Raw genomic sequence first — 16,210 nt, forward strand, 5'->3', positions numbered from 1 at the left:
GAATTGCTCTCCTTCGCGATCCGGTAGTTGATCTGAGACCTCGGCGGACCGACGGAATTGAGGGGCGCACCCGACGGGGACCGTCGGGCGAACCGGTGGCACGTCGATGACCGACGATGCCCTTCCGCACCGTCTTCCGCGCCGCGCGGCGCGGTCGGGGGATCCTGTCCGTTCCCGCAGGAGTACGGGACGACCGCCGCGAAGGTTCAACGCGATTCAGGGAATCCGGACGGGGCCCGGGCGTCGACCGGTGACGTGTGCCGGGCCGGTGAGCGGTGACGTGCGCCGGGCCGGCGACCGGTGGCGCATTGGAGAAGGGCGGGTCAGTCCGCGCAGAGGTGGGCGAACGCGAAGCCGCCCGTCAACTCGTCGTGCCGGGACTCCAGCCCCCGGATCTCGGCGAGCAACTCGTCCCAGGGCGTCAGGACCGCCTCGGCGGCGTCCAGCGCGCGCAGCCGCTCCCCGACGGCCACCGCCGCCAGGTCCTCGGCCAGCCGCCCCGGATCCACCCCGGCGGAGACGCGCTGCGGGTGCACCGTCACCCGCTCCACCAGGCAGGCGTCGGAGCGCACCCGTACCCAGCTCCACCCCTCGGCGGGCCCGCCCGTCCAGCGCACGTGCAGCCCCCGCACGATCGGGTCGGCCAGCCGCCGCGACACGTACGCCTCGACGGCGGCGGCCCGGGCCAGGGCGCCGAGGTCGTTGACGTGCCCGGTCCGCCCGTCGGGCAGCCGACCGAGGATGTCGCGGAAGCCGATCGGGGGCACCCCCGTGTCGTCGGGCTCCCCCGCACCGAGGGCCGCGTACGCGCGCGCGTCGATCACGTACGCCACGATCCGGCGCCCGTGCTCCTCGGCCCGCAGCGTCGGGGACCCGATTCGCAGCACCGCCAGGCCGACCGCCTCGGCGACCGCGTTCTTCAGCCGCTCGGCCCGCTGCGCGGCGGAGCCGGGGGCCGCGACGGGGCCGACCTCGACGGCGAAGACCGGCCGGCCCGTGTCGGCGGCGCAGACGACGAGGTCGTAGCCCTCCCGGCTGGCCGTGCTCCACTGGCTGCCGGTGACGCCCGGCGGACGCCCCTGCACCAGTTCGCCGAGCCGGCGGGGACCGTGCACGAGCTGGCCGCCCCGGGCGAGCAGCGGGCCGCGCCCACCGTCCCCGGCGACCGCGCGCAACCAGGAGCCGCCCCCACCACCGGTGCTCGTCATCCGCCTGATCCGTCCGTCCCGCCGACCGAGGCCGACGCGTCGGCCGGGGCGAGTCTAGGCGGTCGATCATGACCGGCGCGCCGGTGGTGCCCCTCGGGCCGTCGGCCCGCAATTCGCTTGAGATCGCCCGCCCGCGCCGGTGGGATGGGCGGGTGAGCGTCTTCCTGGGCACCGAGCGGCTGGTGCTGCGCGAGTTCACCGCCGACGACGCCGACCTGCTAGTCGAGCTGGACGGCGACCCCGAGGTGATGCGGTACCTCACCGGCGGGCGCCCCACCCCGCCGGAGGCGGTCCGGGAGCGGGTCCTGCCCCGGATCCTCGCCCACTACCGGCGCCCGCCGGGACTCGGGTGGTGGGCGGCGCTGAGCCGGGGCTCGGGCGACTTCCTGGGCTGGTTCGAGTTCCGCCCGACCCGCGACGGCGACGCCCGCGAGGTGGAGCTGGGCTACCGGTTGCGCCGGTCCGCCTGGGGCGTCGGCCTCGCCACCGAGGGCTGCCGGGCGCTGATCGACGAGGGCTTCACCGCGCTCGGCGTGCAGCGGGTCACGGCGAACACGATGTCCGTCAACGCCGCGTCGCGTCGGGTGATGGAGAAGTCCGGGCTACGGCTCGTGCGGACGTACGTCGGGGACTGGCCGGAGCTGATCGACGGCGCGGAGCACGGCGAGGTGGAGTACGCGCTGACCCGGCAGCGGTGGCTGCGCCGCGACGCCGGCTAGGCCCGGCGCGAGCCGACTGTCACTCCGCGCCCATCACCAGGCCCTCGATGGTGTGTTTCTGCCGGATCGGCGTCAGGGCGTCGACCACCGGGCAGGGCAGGTGGGCGCGCACCTGCTCGGGCAGGCCCGCCCAGTACCCCCGGGTGACCGCCATGTCGTGGTGCGCGGCGTTGCCCGCTCCCGGCGCGTCGACGCCGAGCACCAGCACCGGGCGGGACAGGGTGGAGACGTTCGGCGTGCCGCGGTGGACGGTCAGCGCGGACCGGGCGGAGATGTCGCCGCGCCGCGGATACTTGCGGACGGCCCGTTGCGCGTAGCGGGGGTGGCGCTCCTTGGGCGGGAACATCTGGTGGTCGAAGTCGCGTCCGTCGTCCCACTGGGTGCCCGGGGCGATCTCGAACGGACCCATCTCCGCCACGGTGTCCACTGTGGTCAGGTTGAAGGCCAACGAGGTCAGCCGCCGCTGCCGGCGGGTGTCCTCCGGCATCGGGAAGTCCCGGTGCCACGGCTGCATGGCCGCGCCGGGAAACGGGATGTCGAAGCCGAGCTCGACGATCTGGTAGTCGGGCCCGAGCACGGCCCGGCACACCGAGACCACCCACGGGTGGGTCACCAGGTCGACGAAGCCGCGCAGCTGCTCGGGGTGGATCTCCACGTACCACCGCTGCGGGCCGCGGCCGACCGCGCCGTCGGGGCGGGAGCGGGCCTCCCGGAAGGCGGCCTCGACGTCCTCGCCGACCCGGTCCACCCAGTCCACGGCGAAGGCGCCCCGGCAGGCGGTGATGCCGTCCCGGTAGAGGTCGCCGAGCGCCGCCAGGGGAACCTCCTCGTCCTCGACGGGGGCGACGGGCTGGTCGGTGCGCGGCGCGGGCGCGGTGGAGTGGGACCTCATCGAACCTCCTGACGGGACCAGCCGAGTATTACAACGTTGTAGAGACGCCGCAAGGCACGCCCGGGCCGCCACCCCCGCCCCGGGTCGGGGCATGATCGACCGGTACGCCGGTGGTCGGCGCACGGACCGGGGAGGTACGCGGGGTGCGGGTCGTTTCGCTGGTGCCGTCGCTGACCGAGGCCGTCGCCCTGACCCTGCCGGGTCTGCTGGTCGGCGCCACCGACTGGTGCACCCACCCGGCCGGGCTGGACGTGGCGCGGGTCGGCGGGAGCAAGTACCCGGACCTGGACCGGGTGCGCGCGCTGCGCCCCGACCTGGTCCTGCTCAACGTCGAGGAGAACCGCCGGGAGGACGCCGACGCGCTGACCGCCGCCGGCGTGCCGGTGCGGGTGACCTATCCGCGTACCGTCGACGAGGCGCTGACCGAGCTGGCGGACCTGCTCCGCGACCTGGGCGCCCCGGCCGAACCCGAGTGGCTCGCCGGGGCCCGCAGGGCATGGGCCGGGCTGCCCGCCGCCCGGCCGTCCCGCCGGGCGGTGGTGCCGGTCTGGCGGCGACCGTGGGTGGTGCTGGGCGCCGACACCTTCGCCGGTGACGTGCTGCGCCGGCTCGGCGTCACCAACGCGTACGCCGACGACGTCGAGCGCTATCCCCGGCCGAGCCTCGACGCGCTGCGCGCCCGCGCGCCGGAGCTGGTGGTGCTGCCAGACGAGCCGTACCGCTTCACCGCCGACGACGGGCCGGAGGCGTTCCCCGGCATCCCCTGCGCCCTGCTCTCCGGCAGGCACCTGACCTGGTACGGCCCGTCGCTCGCCGAAGCGCCCGCCGTGCTCTCCGCCCAGCTCGCCGCCCCGGTCGTGCACCCGGCCTGACCGTCGCGGCCCCACCGCTCCGGGTCACCCGCCCGCGCGCCGGCGCCGTTCCCGACGGGCGTCGACCATGCTCCACCCGATCGCGACCGACAGCGTCAGCACCACCACCGCGAGGGTCGACCAGACCGGCAGCTTCCCGACCGGCGTCTCGGCCAGGATCAGCTTCGCCCCGGCGAAGGCCAGCAGGAAGGCCAGCCCGTACCGCAGGTAGCCGAAGTGCCGCAGCAGCCCCGCCAGGCAGAAGTAGAGGCTGCGCAGGCCGAGCACGGCGAACGCGGTCGCCGTCCAGACGAGGAACGTGTCGGTGGTGATGGCCAGGATCGCCGCCACCGAGTCGATCGCGAAGACCACGTCGGTGGCCTCGATCGCGACCAACGCCACCAGCAGCAGGGTGGCCCTGCGCCGGCCGTCGACCCGGACGGTGAACCGGCCGCCGTGGTAGCCCGGCTCCGTGGGCACCAGCCGCCGGAACGCCCGCACCACGACGTTGCGGTCGGGGTCGACGTCCGGCTCGCCGCGTACCGCGAGCCGCCACCCCGTCCAGATGAGGAAGGCGCCGAGGACGATGCCGGCCCAGGTAAGCCGCTCCAGCAGCCCGGCGCCGACGAAGATGAAGGCCAGCCGGAACGCGAGCGCACCGACGACCCCCCAGAAGAGCACCTTGTGCTGGTACGCGGCCGGCACCCGGAAGTACCCGAACAGCAGCGCGAAGACGAAGACGTTGTCGACGGAGAGCGCCTTCTCCAGCAGGTAGCCGGAGAAGTACGCCACCGCCGGCTCGCTGCCCCGCCACAGCCAGACGACCAGGCCGAAGGTGAGCCCCGCGGTGATCCAGACGCCGCTCCACAGCAGCGCCTCGCGCAGCTCGATGACGTGGTTGTCGCGGTGGGAGAGCAGGTCCACGGCGAGCATGACGGCGATGACCGCGCCCACCGCCGCCCAGGCCCACAGGGGTGCCGCGAACGTCGCCTCGTCCACCCGGCGTCCTCCGCATCCCCGACGGCGGCTCCGCTCCCGACGCGCGGCCCGGGCCGGCTCGCGCGGTCCCCGACGGCCTGCGGCGCGGGTGCGCCCTCGGCGGCCTGCGGCGCGGGTGCGCCCTCGGCGGCCTGCGGCGCGGGTGCGCCCTCGGCGGCCTGCGGCGCGGGTGCGCCCTCGGCGGCCTGCGGCGCGGGTGCGCCCTCGGCGGCCTGCGGCGCGGGTGCGCCCTCGGCGGCCCGGCGGCGGGCCCGGAGCGCGTCCCGATCCCGAGCCTAGGCGAGCCGCCCACCGGCTGGCGGCGGTCCGGGCAAGTCGATGCCGTCGACGGGACGGTTCGACGCCCCGGCGGGCCGGACAGTTCGCGCCGCCGACAGGTCCGGCCCGTCCGGGCTTCAGGCCCTTCCGGGCTTCAGGCCCGTCCGGGCTTCAGGCGCGCCCGGCCCGCACGGATGTCAGGCGGGCCGGGCGGGCCCGGACGTCAGGCCACCGGGGCGATCCGCGCCGGGTCCAGATCGGCGAGGGTGGTGTCGTCGACGTCGTAGGCGAGGGTGCTGGTCACCCGGACCACGCCGCTGACCTGCCCCGCGAGCCGGCCCGCCAGCTCGACGGCGCTGCGCCGGTCCAACCGGCCGTCGAGCGTCACCTCACCCCCGCGCACCCGGACGGTGACCAGCCCGTCCCGCACCGCGAGCACCCGGCGCAGCACCTCCTGCACCACGTCCTCGCGGATCTCCGCGTCGGTGCGCAGGTGCACCCGCAGCAGGTCACCGCGCGTGACGATGCCGACGAGGCGGCCCAGGTCGTCGAGCACCGGCAGCCGCTTGACCGACTCCCGGTCCATCTGCCGGGCGGCGGCGGAGATCGTCGCCTCCGGCCAGGTCGCCACCGCCGGGGCGGTCATCAGGTCACGCGCCAGCAGCGCCTCGGCCTTCTCCCGGGCGGTGCGGCGTCGTCGCCCCTCGAAGACCCGCCGCTCGTCGGGGTGGCCGGCCCGCTCGACCTTGTGCAGCAGGTCCGACTCGGAGACCACGCCGAGGACCCGACGGAAGCCGTCCACCACGGGCACCCCGCTGATGCCCCGCCGGACCAACGCGTCGACGATCTCCCGGTAGGGGGTCTCCTCCCCCACCGTCGTGACCTCCCGGGTCATCACGTCGCCCACCTGCCACGTCCTCATCACGACCTCCCTGTCGTTCCCCACCGCGACGCTACGACCGCGACGCGCCGCCGGGTCAGGGCCGCCGGACCGGACCGGCACGGCCGTACGGACCGGTCCGGGAGGGGTCAAAGGTCCCGGTCCGGTGGGGCCCGGTCGGCCCTGCCCGCCCGGCGCCGGCGGGCGTCCAATGGAGATGCCACCGGAAAGCGCGGTGCCAGGCACACGAAGGGACGTGGAGACAATGGCCGCGACGATCGAGCGCACCACCGTCGGGACCGACGCTGCGGTGGCGGAGACCCGGCACGTCGGCGAGACCCCCAGGGAACGGGCCGCCCGGTACGTCTTCGCCGGCATCCGGATCGCCCTCGGGTGGACCTTCCTCTGGGCGTTCCTGGACAAGGTCTTCGGTCTGGGGTTCGCCACCGAGGCGAAGAACGCCTGGATCGACGGCGGCAGCCCCACCAAGGGCTTCCTGACCTTCGGCGCGGCCGGCCCGTTCGCGGACTTCTACCAGGGCATCGCCGGGGCCGCCTGGGCGGACGTGCTCTTCATGGCCGGCCTGGCCGCGATCGGCGTCGCGCTGCTGCTCGGCATCGGGATGCGGATCGCCGCCGTCGCGGGAGCGGTGCTCTACGTGATGATGTGGACGGTCGTCCTGCCTCCCGAGAACAATCCCTTCATGGACGAGCACCTGATCAACGCGGCGCTGCTGGTCGGTCTCGCACTGGTCAACGCCGGCGCGACCCTCGGCCTGGGCGCGACGTGGGCGAAGCTCCCGATCGTGCGGCGGTTCCCCTGGCTGCGGTGACCCGGCGCGGCACCTCCCCCCTCGGCGGGCGTCACCACCGGTGACGCCCGCTTCGGCGTGCCCACCGCGTCACGCCGTCGCCCCGAGGGCCGGTCGCGACGCGTGCGCCGGGACCGCCATGCATCGTTCGGATGCCATCGGGCAGGATCTCGGGTGACGGACATCAGGACCGAAACGGTAGGAGACTCCCGAATGAACCAGGCAGCAGGCGCTCGCTCAGGCAAGCCCGAGGTGGGTCCGATCGAGGGCGCGCCGCCCGCCGACCTCGTCATCGAGGACATCACCGTCGGCGAAGGGCCGGAGGCCCAGCCGGGGCAGCTGGCCAGCGTCCACTACGTGGGGGTCGCGCACTCCAACGGTCGCGAGTTCGACTCCTCGTGGAACCGGGGTGAGGCGTTCGAGTTCCAGCTCGGCGCTGGTCACGTCATCTCCGGCTGGGACCGGGGCGTCGTGGGCATGCGGGTCGGCGGCCGGCGCCGCCTGACCATCCCGCCGCACCTGGGTTACGGCGACCGGGGTGCCGCCGGCGCCATCAAGCCGGGCGAGACCCTGGTCTTCGTCGTCGACCTGCTCGGCGTCCGCTGAGCGGAGGATGACCCACCGAGCGGTCGGGCACCGCCGGGCGGGGGATGATCCCTCCGAACGGACGGTGCACCGCTCGAGTGGACGGCGAACCCCTGTTGCGGGCCGGTGCGGACGGTGGACGACCCCGTCGGTACCGGCCCGCACCGGCCGGTGGACTGGCTGGGCGGGCTCCCGGTCGAGGCGCTGCACGCCACCGTGCCCCCTGGGCCTCGGGCGCCGGAGGTCAGCAGGGCACCAGCTCCCGGTCGGCGCACGGGTCCACGATCGGGATGACCCGGTGCAGGCCGGTGGCCCGCAGCACCCGCTCGACCACCGGGTCGGGGCGGACCAGCACCAGCTCACCGCCCTGGGCGCGCACGCGCAGGTGCGCCGCGACCAGCGCCCGCACCCCGGCCGCGGAGAGCAGGCGGACGCCGGAGAGATCCAGCCGGAGAACGGGCCGGGCCGGGGCGGCCCAGAGCGCGGAGCGGAACGCGGCGACCGTGGCGATGTCGACCTCGCCGGTCGCCCGCACCTCCACCTCGTGGTCGGCCACGGTGATGTTCACGTGGAGCCGGTCGTCGCGCTGTCCCATGCGACGAACCTATCCCCCGCCACCGACAATTCCGCCCTGCTGAGGGACCGGATCCGGGTACGCCCAGGGTCATACCCCGAGACTCCCGGATCCCCCTCAGGGATGACGCGACGAGGGCCTGCGGGCTGCACATCGGCGGGCGAGAATGAGCCGATGGTTGCTCCCCGCCGCGCGCCCCGGCTGATCCGCCCCGTCCGCGAGCCCGCCACGGTCCCGCCGCCGCTCGACGGGCCGTGGACGCCCGCCGACCGGCGGCTCGACTCGGTGGAGCTGCTGCCGCTGCCCGACGGGGTCTCCGGCCCGGAGGACGTGGTCGTCGACCCGTCCGGCCGGGTGGTCAGCGGGACGGAGGACGGCCGGCTCTGGTGGTGGCCGGTCGACGCGCCTCCCGGCACCCGACCCCGGTTGCTCGCCGACACCGGGGGCCGGCCGCTGGGCGTGGAGGTCGACCCGCTCGACGGCAGCCTCGTGGTCTGCGACGCGTACCGGGGGCTGCTGCGGGTGACCGGCGACGGTGCGGTGCGCGAGCTGGGCGGCCTCGGGGCGAGAGCGAACCTGGCCGACAACGCCACCGTCGCCCGCGACGGCACGGTCTACTTCACCGACTCGTCCGACCGCTTCCCGCTCTCGCACTGGAAGCGGGACCTGCTGGAACACCGGCCCAACGGGCGGGTGCTGGCGTACGACCCGCGCAGCGGGCGCACCGACGTCGTCCGCGCCGGGTTCTACTTTCCCAACGGGCTCGCGCTCACCCCGGACGAGTCGGCGCTGATGCTGGTCGAGACCGCCGCCCATCGACTGGTGCGGGTCGCGCTGGCCGACGGCGCGGTCACCGTGCTGGCCGACCTGCCGGCGTACCCGGACAACCTGACCCCGGTGGGCGACGGGACGTACTGGATCGCGTTGCCCAGCCCCCGCGTGCCGGTGGTCGAGCGGCTGCTGCCCCACCCCCGGCTGCGGCAGCTGGTGGCGGTGCTGCCGGCGGCGGTGCAGCCGAAGCCGCTGCGCTACGGCCTGGTGGCCCTCGTCGACGGCGAGGGGCGGGTGCTGCGGACCCTGCACGGCCCGCGCGGGACCTACGACATGGTCACCGGCGTGCGCCAGCACGGCGACCACCTGTGGCTGGGCAGCCTCACGGGCCCCGGGGTGGCCCGGGTGCCGCTGGGCTGAGCCCCGACGCCGGACGGGTCGGCGGGAACGCCCCGGTGCGACCGCCACGCCGGGGACCGGCCCGCGTGGCGGGGTCGGCGGGAGACGCCGGTGCGACCGCCACGCCGGGGACCGGCCCGCGTGGCGGCGGACCGGTCCCCCGGGTGTGCGTACGGTCGGATCAGCCGCCGCGGACGGACGGCGCCGGCGCCGGCGAGCCTCCGGCCACCGCACCGGGGTGCGGCACGGCCGACGGGGACGGCCGCAGCCCGGCCGGCACGGGCAGCGCGCTGCCCTTGACGAACTCGTCCCAGCTGACGTTCCAGGCCGTCCAGCCGTTGCCCTCGGTCAGCTCGACCTCGGTGCCCTTGATGGTGACCAGGTCGCCGACCTGCGTGACGCCCATCAGCCAGTCCGCGGCCTCGTTGGAGACGTTGGTGCAGCCGTGCGAGACGTTGGTGTTGCCCTGGTCCCCCACCGACCACGGCGCCGCGTGGATGAACTCGCCGCCCCAGGTGAGCCGTTGGGCGTCCTCGACGTCGACCACGTAGGGGTCGGCCGAGCCCCGGGTGTCGAACGTCGTGAACTCGTGCTTCTCCATGATCACCATCTTGCCGCTGGAGGTCGGCGTGCTCGGCTTGCCCATGCTGACCGGGAGCTTGCGGACCACCTTCCCGTCGCGCAGCACGGACATCTGCTTTGTCGCGTTGTCGATCTCCAGGGCCACCTGCCGGCCGATCTTCGACGTGGCCGTGCGGTCGGAGTCGCCGACCCGGTCCTTGCCGATCGGCAGGCCCTCCAGCCCGGCCCGGACGCTGATGCTGGTCCCCGGGCGCCAGAAATCGGGAGCCCGGTAATAGGCCTGACTGCCGTCGGACACCCACGACCAGGCACCCGGCTGCGGCGGATCCGTCTTCACGAACAATCGGCGCTGCACGTCGTCCCTGGCCTCTTTCGGAATGGGTGGGTCAAACGCCACGGTCACCGGCATCGCGGTGCCGTACGTCCGATCACCGGCGAAGTACAACGTGCTGGTGATTTCCGGCTTCGTCGATTTCGGCATCGTGGTGAAGGTGGTCTTCCGGGTCGTCGTCGTGCCCGAGTCGCCCGTGGCGGTCACCTCCGCCGTGTAGGTGCGCCGCGGCTTCAGGGGCGCCTTCGGCACCCAGCCCGAGCCGTCCTCCCGGGGCTCCGCCGCGACCTGCGCACCCTTGTCGTCGGTGATCCGCACGGCGGTGACCTTCCCGTTCCTGACCGCGGTCCCCACCTCGGCGGTGATCGGCACCTCGCGGGCGCGGTCGGTGGGCGTCACGGTCAACTCCGGCGCCGCCGCCTGCCCCTCGGCCGGCCGGGCACCCGGCTTGCGGTCGGCGGTGCACCCGCCGAGGGCCAACGGCGTGGCCGCGATGGTCACGGCCAGCACCGTCAGTCGCCGCCTCAACTCCATGATGCGTCCCCCCGTTGTCTGGTGTCCTCAGCCACATTCTCTCCACGCTGCGCCGGGTGGACGCGCAATTTCCACGGAATTGCAGAAAGCAATTATGGGAAGCATTTCCCGCACTGCACGGAAAGGGGCCGCACGCGCCGGTTTCCGGGTCCGTCCGGAATCGTCCGGCACGCCCACCGGCGGCCCCCGGAATCCCGCCGCGTCCGGGTTGGGCCACGGCGTCGTCGGTGTCAGCGCACAGCCGTCCCGCACCCGCGATCCGGCGGCGGGGCGACGCCGTGCGGCAGGACGCGACCGGGCGCGCCGCCGCCGACGGGCCGGCCGCCCCGGCCGGTCGTCGTCAGCCGTGGTTGCGTTCCCACCGGCCGCCGACCGGTGGGGTGTCCAGTCGGACGGCGGAGTCCGCGTTGCCGGCGAAGTCGTTGTCCTCGACCCGGCAGTCCACGCAGCTGCCCTGCTCGGTGACCCACAGTCCGTGGTTCTGGGTGCTCGGCTCGCGGTTGTCCCAGATCCGGTTCCCCCGGATGGTGGCCGACTCGACGGCCGCGTTGATCGCGATGCCGGCCCGCACCGGCGGCCCGGCGGGCAGCTCGTACGGGGTGCCCGGTGCCGGAGTACCCCCGCTCCATGCGCTCGGGGAGTCCGGCCGGATCGGCGCGAGGGTGAGCTCGGTGTCGTCGTTGGCCGCCACCACGGCGATGCGCTCGCCGACCCGCACCACCTTGCCCCGGTGGCCGTCGTTCGGCCAGGTCGCCCGCCGGTCCACCACGGATTTCCCGGTGTAGCGCACCGAGTCGCCGTGTGCGCTCGTCGCGGGCGCCCACTGCCGCCCGTTGTTGCGGATCCGGTTGGCGACCAGGAAGACGTCGCGGACCGGACGGTCGATGCGGATGGCGTCGGCGCTGTTGCCGTAGAAGTCGTTGCTCTCGATGACGATCTCCTCGGCGACGTGCTCCTCGGACCCGCCGAGGTTGCGCTGGTGGTAGCCGTACCGGCCGTTGCCGCTGATCCGGTTGCCGCGGATCGTGTACGGACCGGGGGTGTTGCCGATGCTCACCCCGTCGCGCAGGTTGCCGTCGATGACGCAGTCGGTGAGGATGCCGCCCCGCCCGGCGGTGTGCGTGGTGCCCTTCGCCGAGACGTGGAAGCCCGCCTCCAGGTTCCCGGTCATGGTGCAGGAGGAGACGATCAGGCCGTTGGCACCCCAGTCGGAGATGCCGAAGCGGTTGCCCTGGGCGTGGCAGCCGATGATCCGTACTCCCCGTGGGCGCAGGTGGTCCGCCTCCTGCAACTCCAGGAAGATGCCGTTGGTGGCGTTGGCCACCGCGCTGCAGTTGACGATGTTGAACCGCTCGATGCTGCCCCAGCCGCCGATGCCGATGCCGATTCCCGCGCCGCCCATCTCGGTGCCGTTGTCCAGCCGTCCGCACCCGACGACCAGCACCCCCTCGATCAGGCAGTCCTGGAGGAAGTCGCAGCCCAGGCCGGTGGCGGCGGTGTGGTGGATGTACAGGTTGCGGAAGATGCCGCGGACGACGTACTGGAGACCGAGGCCCTTGGCCAGCGGGTTGTAGTCCGCGGACGCCACCTCCGAGCCGTCGATCTCGAAGTCGGCGAAGGTGCAGTCGGACAGGTGCCGGTTGCGGCCGGCGCCGTGCTCGATCGCGGTGTGGAAGGCCAGCGGCGCCGGGTCGGCCCGGTTGCCGGCGTTGCTGAGCACGAAACGGGTCGCGCCCGGCCCCGCGCCCATGAGTGACACCCCGCTGCGCCACACGGTGCCCGAGTCCCGCATCGAGTAGACCCCGGGCGGGCAGTAGATGATCCGGGCCCGGCCGTCGGCGGCGTACGCGTCGCCGAGCCGGTCCACCAGCGCGGCGAGCGCCGGCTGGTCGTTGGCCGTCCCGTCGCCGACCAGGCCGTGCTCCCGGGCGTCGCAGAGCAGCGGGGCGCCGGCCACCGCGTGCCGGCGCACGCCGCCGGCCGAGGGCATGTCCGGATAGGCCACCTCGTCCTCCCCTCGGCGAGACTGCCCGGCCCGCATTCCCGGCCCGCCTGCCGGGAAACGCCTGCCGCGACGGCGACGGCCCCCGCGCCGCCGGGAGGCGGAGCCGGGGCCGTCGCGACCGGGATCAGACGTTGGCGATCAGCACCGCCGGCCGCTCGACGCAGTCGGCGACGTGCCGCAGGAAGCCGCCGGCCACCCCGCCGTCGCAGACCCGGTGGTCGAAGGTCAGGCTGAGCTGCGTCACCTTCCGCACGGCGAGCTGCCCGTCCACCACCCAGGGCTTGTCCACGATCCGTCCCACCCCGAGCAGCGCCGCCTCCGGGTGGTTGATGATCGGGGTGGAGCCGTCGACGCCGAAGACGCCGTAGTTGTTGAGCGTGAACGTGCCGCCGGTCAGCCGGGCCGGGGGCAGCGTGCCGGCCCGGGCAGCTGTGGTGGTCGCGGTCAGCTCGGCGGCCAGCTCGGCGGTGGTCAGCCGCTGCGCGTCCCGCAGCACCGGCACGACCAGCCCCCGGTCGGTCTGGGCGGCGATGCCCAGGTGCACCCCGGCGGACTGGACGATCCGCTGGCCCTCGGTGTCGACCCGGGCGTTGAGCTGCGGGTACCGGCGCAGCCCGGACAGGCAGATCCGGGCCAGCAGGGCCAGGATGCTCACCGGCGCGTCCGGGGTCGCCGCGTTGATCGCCGCCCGGGTCTCCAGCAGCCCGGTGGCGTCCACGTCCACCCAGATGGTCACCTCGGGGATCTCCCGCCGGCTGCGGGAGAGCTTGTCGGCGATCACCTTGCGGATGCCGGTCAGCGGGACGACCAGGTCCTCGGCGCCGGAGACCGCCGACGCGACGGGCTCGTCGGGCACCGCGGCGAGCCGGGCGGCCGGCGTCGCCGCCTCGGCGACGGCGGCCTCCACGTCCGCCCGGCGCACCACGCCGCCGGGGCCGGTGCCGCGCAGGGCCGCCAGGTCGAGCCCGTGCTCGCGGGCCAGCCGGCGCACGATCGGCGAGATGACCAGGGGCGCTGCCGCGCCCTGCGGGTGGTCGGCCGCGCCGGCCGCAGCCGCTGCCGGGGCGGGAGCCGCCGCCGGGGCGGGAGCCGCCGCCGGTGCGGCGTGGGTGGGAGGCGCCGGGGTGGGATCGGGTGCGGCCACGAGACGGGGCCGCCGACGCCGCCGCCCCGCGCCACCGTGGCCGGTACCGTAGCCGATGAGGACGTTGCCGGACCCGGCCCGCTCCTCCTCGCGGTAGGTGGCGTGCGCGGCGGGCTCGTCGCCGGCCCCGCCGTCGCCGTCGAGGGGCGCGATGGTGATCAGCGGCTGGCCGACCGGGCGGGTCTCACCCGCCGCGCCGTGCAGCGCCACGACCCGCCCGGCGTACGGGCAGGGCACGTCGACGACGGCCTTGGCGGTCTCCACCTCCACGACGCTCTGGTCCACCGTGACCACGTCGCCCACGGCGACCCGCCACTCGACGATCTCGGCCTCGCTCAGCCCCTCGCCCAGGTCGGGCAGGAGGAAGACCTGCGCCCCGTCCACGGTGGTCACGCCGCGCTCTCCCGGCTCAGCCAGCGCCCGTCGGGCTGGTCGTCCCACTGGAGCCGGGCCACCGTGTCGAGGATCCGGTCCACCGACGGCAGGTGGGTGTGCTCCAGCATCGGCGCCGGGTACGGAATGTCCAGCCCGGACACCCGCAGCACCGGGGCGTGCAGGGCGTGGAAGCAGCGCTCCTGCACCCGGGCGGCGATCTCGGCGCCCACCCCGGCGAAGCCCTGGGCCTCCTGGATCACCACGCACCGGCCGGTACGCCGGACCGAGGCGGTGACGGTCTCGTCGTCGAACGGCACGATGCTGCGCACGTCCACGACCTCCAGGTCCCAGCCCTCCTCACGGGCGGCCTCGGCGGCCTCCAGCGCGACCGGCACCGCCGGCCCGTACGCGACGAGGGTGGCGTCGCGGCCGGGGCGACGCACGACCGCCCGGCCGATCGGCGCGGCGCTGGCCGGCAGTTCCGCCTCGGCGCTGGAGAAGTAGAGCTTCTTCGGCTCCATGAACACGACCGGGTCGGGATCGTCGATCGCCTGGCGCAGCAGCGAGTACGCGTCCTCGACCGTCGCCGGGGTGACGACCTTCAGGCCGGGGGTGTGCGCGTAGTACGCCTCGCTGGAGTCGCAGTGGTGCTCGACGCCGCCGATGCCGCCGGCGTACGGCACCCGGATGACGATGGGCACGCTGAGCGCGCCCCGGGTGCGGTTGCGCAGCTTCGCCACGTGCGAGGCGATCTGCTCGAACGCCGGGTACGCGAACGCGTCGAACTGCATCTCGACCACCGGGCGCAGCCCGGACATGGCCATGCCGACGGCGAAGCCGACGATGCCGGCCTCGGCGAGCGGCGTGTCGAAGCAGCGCTTGTCGCCGAAGCGGGCCTGGAGGCCGTCGGTGATCCGGAAGACGCCGCCGAGCGCGCCGACGTCCTCGCCGAAGACGACCACCCGGTCGTCGTCGAGCATCGCGTCGGCGAGCGCGGCGTTGAGCGCCTTCGCCATGGTCAGGGCGGCCATCAGCGCTCACCCTCCTCGTCCTGGGCGGCGGCCAGCTCGGCGCGGACCTGCTCGCGCTGCTCGACCAGTTGCGGGGTGGGCTCGGCGTAGACGTGGTCGAAGAGGCTCATCGGGTCGACCGTCGGCTGCGCGTTCATGCGGGTGCGCAGGTCGGCGGCGTACGCCTCGGCCTCCTCGGCGACCGCGGCGACGGCGGCGTCGTCGAGCGCGCCCCGGGCCCGCAGGTACGTCTCCAGCCGGGCCACCGGGTCCCGGTCCCGCCACGCCTCGACCTCGGCGCCGTCGCGGTAGCGGCTCGCGTCGTCGGCGTTGGTGTGCGCCTCCATCCGGTAGGTGTGCGCCTCGACCAGGAACGGGCCCTTGCCGGAACGGGCGTGCTCCACCGCGCGGGTGAGCACCGCGAGCACGGCCACCGGGTCGTTGCCGTCGACCTGTTCGCTGGGCACGCCGTAGCCCACGCCCTTGTACGCCAGCGACGGCGCGGCGGTCTGCCGCGACAGCGGGACGCTGATGGCGTACCGGTTGTTCTGCACGAAGTAGACGACGGGGGCCTTGAACACGGCGGCGAAGTTGACGCCCTCGTGGAAGTCGCCCTCGCTGGTCGCCCCGTCACCGATGAACGCCAGCGCGACGGTGTCGCGCCCCTGGTACGCCTCGCCGTAGGCCAGCCCGGCGGCGTGCACGCACTGGGTCGCCAGCGGGGTGCACTGCGGGGCGGTGTGCCGCTCGGCGGGGTCGTAGCCGCAGTGCCAGTCCCCGCGCAGCAGGGTCAGCACCTCGACCGGATCGATGCCGCGGGAGACCAGGGCCATCGACTCGCGGTAGGTCGGGAAGACCCAGTCCGTGTCGCGCAGGGCGAGGACGGCGCCGACCTGGCAGGCCTCCTGCCCGCGCGAGGACGGGTAGACGGCCAGCCGGCCCTGCTTGGTCAGGGCGGTGGCCTGGACGTCGAAGCGGCGGCCGACGACCATCCGCCGGTGCATCTCGACGAGCGCCTCGACGGGCGGCTCGGGGTAATCGGCGGGGGCGCGCAGTGGCGTGCCGGTGGGGTCGAGCAGGCGGACGGGCTCGGTGGCCGGGAGCAGCGGCTTGGCCGGGTCGGGCGCGGTGGCCTTCCGACGGCTGCGCGGGGATGCCCTGCGGACCGCCTCGGGTGTGGTCGTCACGGCGGGACCTCCTGGACGTGTGGTGGGCCTATGCTCCTGCTGTCGGATGATTGACTCAAGATCCAGGACAAACGCGGGACGGATGGCATGGGACA

Annotated in this window: 15 protein-coding genes; 5 read left to right on the top strand and 10 right to left on the bottom strand. The window is 74.6% G+C overall.

Annotated features, from left to right (window positions below):
• Nucleotides 1–323: 323 nt before the first annotated feature.
• On the bottom strand, nt 324–1,208 hold the full coding sequence (locus OG989_RS24660; RefSeq protein WP_327028611.1) for a hypothetical protein: 885 nt from the start codon (nt 1,206–1,208) through the stop codon (nt 324–326).
• Between the two features lie 152 nt (nt 1,209–1,360).
• On the opposite strand from OG989_RS24660, the gene OG989_RS24665 reads away from it, so the two are divergent.
• Nucleotides 1,361–1,927 (top strand): GNAT family N-acetyltransferase, encoded by a 567-nt coding sequence (locus OG989_RS24665; RefSeq protein ID WP_327028612.1) that lies wholly within the window; start codon nt 1,361–1,363, stop codon nt 1,925–1,927.
• A 19-nt stretch (nt 1,928–1,946) separates the two neighbouring features.
• Here OG989_RS24665 and OG989_RS24670 read toward each other — a convergent pair whose 3' ends face one another.
• Nucleotides 1,947–2,819, bottom strand: coding sequence for a phytanoyl-CoA dioxygenase family protein (locus tag OG989_RS24670; protein ID WP_327028613.1), 873 nt, complete (start codon nt 2,817–2,819; stop codon nt 1,947–1,949).
• A gap of 143 nt (nt 2,820–2,962) precedes the next feature.
• Between OG989_RS24670 and OG989_RS24675 the strand changes: the two genes are divergently transcribed.
• A complete protein-coding gene (locus OG989_RS24675) occupies nt 2,963–3,691 on the top strand; it encodes a helical backbone metal receptor (RefSeq protein WP_327028614.1) in 729 nt (242 codons plus the stop codon).
• A 24-nt stretch (nt 3,692–3,715) separates the two neighbouring features.
• On the opposite strand, the gene OG989_RS24680 is transcribed toward OG989_RS24675, so the two are convergent.
• Both OG989_RS24680 and OG989_RS24685 read right to left on the bottom strand, forming a co-directional pair.
• Nucleotides 3,716–4,603 (bottom strand): TerC family protein, encoded by an 888-nt coding sequence (locus tag OG989_RS24680; RefSeq protein ID WP_425855921.1) that lies wholly within the window; start codon nt 4,601–4,603, stop codon nt 3,716–3,718.
• A gap of 547 nt (nt 4,604–5,150) precedes the next feature.
• Nucleotides 5,151–5,849 carry a CBS domain-containing protein gene (locus OG989_RS24685; protein ID WP_151453534.1) on the bottom strand — a complete coding sequence of 233 codons (699 nt, stop codon included), beginning with the start codon at nt 5,847–5,849 and terminating at the stop codon, nt 5,151–5,153.
• Between the two features lie 214 nt (nt 5,850–6,063).
• Between OG989_RS24685 and OG989_RS24690 the strand changes: the two genes are divergently transcribed.
• Both OG989_RS24690 and OG989_RS24695 read left to right on the top strand, forming a co-directional pair.
• The gene (locus OG989_RS24690) at nt 6,064–6,639 is read left to right on the top strand and encodes a DoxX family membrane protein (RefSeq protein ID WP_225852041.1); all 576 of its coding nucleotides are present in this window, start codon (nt 6,064–6,066) and stop codon (nt 6,637–6,639) included.
• A gap of 192 nt (nt 6,640–6,831) precedes the next feature.
• Nucleotides 6,832–7,224 (top strand): FKBP-type peptidyl-prolyl cis-trans isomerase, encoded by a 393-nt coding sequence (locus OG989_RS24695; protein WP_151453536.1) that lies wholly within the window; start codon nt 6,832–6,834, stop codon nt 7,222–7,224.
• A 223-nt stretch (nt 7,225–7,447) separates the two neighbouring features.
• Here OG989_RS24695 and OG989_RS24700 read toward each other — a convergent pair whose 3' ends face one another.
• Complete coding sequence (locus OG989_RS24700; RefSeq protein WP_327028616.1) at nt 7,448–7,798, bottom strand: STAS domain-containing protein; 351 nt, start codon at nt 7,796–7,798, stop codon at nt 7,448–7,450.
• 153 nt (nt 7,799–7,951) lie between these two features.
• Between OG989_RS24700 and OG989_RS24705 the strand changes: the two genes are divergently transcribed.
• On the top strand, nt 7,952–8,968 hold the full coding sequence (locus tag OG989_RS24705) for an SMP-30/gluconolactonase/LRE family protein (RefSeq protein WP_327028617.1): 1,017 nt from the start codon (nt 7,952–7,954) through the stop codon (nt 8,966–8,968).
• A gap of 160 nt (nt 8,969–9,128) precedes the next feature.
• Here OG989_RS24705 and OG989_RS24710 read toward each other — a convergent pair whose 3' ends face one another.
• The 5 genes from OG989_RS24710 to pdhA all read right to left on the bottom strand — a co-directional run bounded on the left by OG989_RS24710 (nt 9,129) and on the right by pdhA (nt 16,115).
• Entirely contained in the window at nt 9,129–10,394 is a 1,266-nt protein-coding gene (locus OG989_RS24710) for a L,D-transpeptidase (RefSeq protein WP_151453539.1), read from the bottom strand.
• A gap of 340 nt (nt 10,395–10,734) precedes the next feature.
• A complete protein-coding gene (locus OG989_RS24715) occupies nt 10,735–12,384 on the bottom strand; it encodes a right-handed parallel beta-helix repeat-containing protein (RefSeq protein WP_151453555.1) in 1,650 nt (549 codons plus the stop codon).
• Between the two features lie 139 nt (nt 12,385–12,523).
• Nucleotides 12,524–13,936, bottom strand: coding sequence for a dihydrolipoamide acetyltransferase family protein (locus OG989_RS24720; protein ID WP_327028618.1), 1,413 nt, complete (start codon nt 13,934–13,936; stop codon nt 12,524–12,526).
• Complete coding sequence (locus OG989_RS24725) at nt 13,933–14,949, bottom strand: alpha-ketoacid dehydrogenase subunit beta (RefSeq protein WP_151453541.1); 1,017 nt, start codon at nt 14,947–14,949, stop codon at nt 13,933–13,935. The genes OG989_RS24720 and OG989_RS24725 overlap by 4 nt, the downstream gene beginning before the upstream one ends.
• Nucleotides 14,949–16,115, bottom strand: a complete 1,167-nt coding sequence (gene pdhA / locus OG989_RS24730; protein WP_327028619.1) for a pyruvate dehydrogenase (acetyl-transferring) E1 component subunit alpha — start codon at nt 16,113–16,115, stop codon at nt 14,949–14,951. The genes OG989_RS24725 and pdhA overlap by 1 nt, the downstream gene beginning before the upstream one ends.
• Nucleotides 16,116–16,210: the final 95 nt, after the last annotated feature.

It is taken from the genome of Micromonospora sp. NBC_01740, from assembly GCF_035920365.1.
In the GTDB taxonomy this organism is placed as follows: domain Bacteria; phylum Actinomycetota; class Actinomycetes; order Mycobacteriales; family Micromonosporaceae; genus Micromonospora; species Micromonospora reichwaldensis.